The sequence below is a fragment of the Lactobacillus nasalidis genome (assembly GCF_016587775.1).
GTDB lineage: Bacteria > Bacillota > Bacilli > Lactobacillales > Lactobacillaceae > Lactobacillus > Lactobacillus nasalidis.
In genome coordinates this window covers 1-1,917 of sequence record NZ_BOCG01000053.1, presented here as the reverse complement: position 1 = coordinate 1,917, position 1,917 = coordinate 1, and the positions used below count along the sequence as shown (strand labels likewise).

The window sequence follows — 1,917 nt, the reverse complement described above, 5'->3', positions numbered from 1 at the left end:
GCGCGGGTCAGCCGCCAGTTCTCCGGCCGCGTCGTCCCAGTAGACCTGGGCGCTGGCTGCCAGGTGCTTTTGGCGCTTGACCCGGCGGATCAAGTTGACGATCCGGTTGTGCAGGCTGGCCTTGTAAAAGCCCGCAAACGGCTTCTCTTGTTTCAAGTCAAAGCGCTTGGCCGCCCTATAGCAGAGGATCAAGGCCTCCTGCTCCCAGTCCTGGTGGTCATACAGCTCCATAAAATAGCGGCTGATCACGCTGCCGACCAGGGGCCGGTAGCTGGCAAAAAGCTCCCTTAAGGCCAGCTCATCGTCTTTTTCCTGAATCAACCGGATGAGCTGGCGTTCTCTTTCCCTTGTTAATACCATATAAAAAGCCCTTCCATTCCGTGTTTTTTCACAGAATAAAGGACTTTTTTTCGCGGTAGAATCGAACCCTCGTTTGATCCGATCACTTTGCCCGCTATGTAAATGATTTGCCTTACAAAGGATGCCGGCTGTTAAAAGCTTGGTAAAGCAGGATCCCGGTTGCCACTGAGGCATTGAGGGACTGAACGTGGCCGATCATCGGGATCGTCAAAGTCTGGTCCATCTGCTTGAGCAAAAGCGGGGAGATCCCCTTGCCTTCGTTGCCGATCACCAGAACCGTCTTGCCGTTGGCATCCCACTTGCGGTAGTCTTCCCCTTCCATGGCCGTGCCGAAGAACCAGTAGCCGCGGTCCTTCAAGGCCTGGCAGGTCTTGACTAAGTTGCCCACCCGGGCAACGGGCACGTGGTCAATGGCGCCAGTCGAGGTCTTGGCCACCACGCTGGTTAAGCCGCTGGCCCGGCGCTTGGGGATGATCACCCCGCTGACCCCGGCAGCATCGGCGCTGCGGAGGATGGAGCCCAGGTTGTGGGGGTCCTCGATGTTGTCCAGCATGAGCAGAAGCGGTGCCTCATCTTGCTGGTCCAGCTTGTCCAGCAGCTGGTCAAGGTCGGCGTATTCAAAGCTGGCCACTGCCAGCACCAGGCCCTGGTGGTTTTCCCCGCCAGTCAGCTTGTCCAGCTTGTTTTTCGGCACCCGCTGGACGATCAGGCCTTTTTGCTTGGCATAGCGGTAGACTTCTCTGGCGAAGTCCTCCTGCACCCCTTCAGCCAGAAAGACCTTGTTGATCTTTTCGCCGTCCTGCGTTTTCAAAAAGTCGATTCCGGCATGGCGGCCGAAGACGAAATCACTGTTAGTTGAAGACATACTCACTCGTTCCCTCGCTTTCCACCTCATCAATGCACCAGGAGATCAGCTCCTTAACCCGGTCGTTTTCCCCGGCCAGGTCCAGGTAGCCAAAAACTGCCTCAAAGCCCGTCGACATCTCGTAAGTCGCCAGGCTGGTGTGCTTGGCCTTGGTATGGGTCTTGGCATTGCGCCCCCGCCGGTAGGCCGTCTCTTCTTCACTGGTCAAAAGGCCGGTATCCAGCATTTTGGCGATCAGGCCTGCCTGGGCCTTGGCCGAAACATAATGGGTAGCAGCGCGCTGCAGGTTCTGCGGCTTCAGCATCCCGCCCTTGATCAGGTGCCGTCTGATGGCGGCTTCATAGATCCCGTCGCCCAGATAAGCCAGAGTCTGGCCGCTCAAAGTGTTGGGATCGACATTTTTTTCTGTTAGCTTCTTTGCTTTATTCACGGCTCCACCTTGTTCCTTGCGGGGTGTCCTTGAGGACGACCCCCATTTCCTTGAGCTTGTCCCGGATCTCGTCACTCTTGGCCCAGTTCTTGTTCTTTCTGGCCTCAGCCCGCTGGGCCACCAAATCTTCAATTACGGCGTCGTCATCGCCGCTTTCCCGGGCCAGCAATTGGCTGGCATCGATGCCGAAGACGCCGAGCCAGGCCGTCAGGCTTTCCTTAAAGGCCTTGAGGCTGTCTTTGTCGGCTCTTTCCGCGTTGAC

General features: G+C 57.1%; 4 protein-coding genes. All 4 read right to left on the bottom strand.

Translation table 11 applies throughout. The features are described from left to right. A partial coding sequence (locus lacNas_RS00490; protein WP_280515418.1) for a sigma factor occupies positions 1 to 360 on the bottom strand: 360 nt, incomplete at its 3' end. A gap of 112 nt (positions 361 to 472) precedes the next feature. After that, positions 473 to 1,225, bottom strand: a complete 753-nt coding sequence (rlmB, locus tag lacNas_RS00485) for a 23S rRNA (guanosine(2251)-2'-O)-methyltransferase RlmB (RefSeq protein WP_201330959.1) — start codon at positions 1,223 to 1,225, stop codon at positions 473 to 475. Continuing rightward, the gene (locus tag lacNas_RS00480) at positions 1,212 to 1,655 is read right to left on the bottom strand and encodes a Mini-ribonuclease 3 (protein ID WP_201330958.1); all 444 of its coding nucleotides are present in this window, start codon (positions 1,653 to 1,655) and stop codon (positions 1,212 to 1,214) included. Before lacNas_RS00480 ends, rlmB begins: the two co-directional genes overlap by 14 nt. Continuing rightward, a partial coding sequence (locus lacNas_RS00475) for a CysS/YqeB C-terminal domain-containing protein (protein ID WP_444979748.1) occupies positions 1,648 to 1,917 on the bottom strand: 270 nt, incomplete at its 5' end. The genes lacNas_RS00480 and lacNas_RS00475, both read right to left, overlap by 8 nt.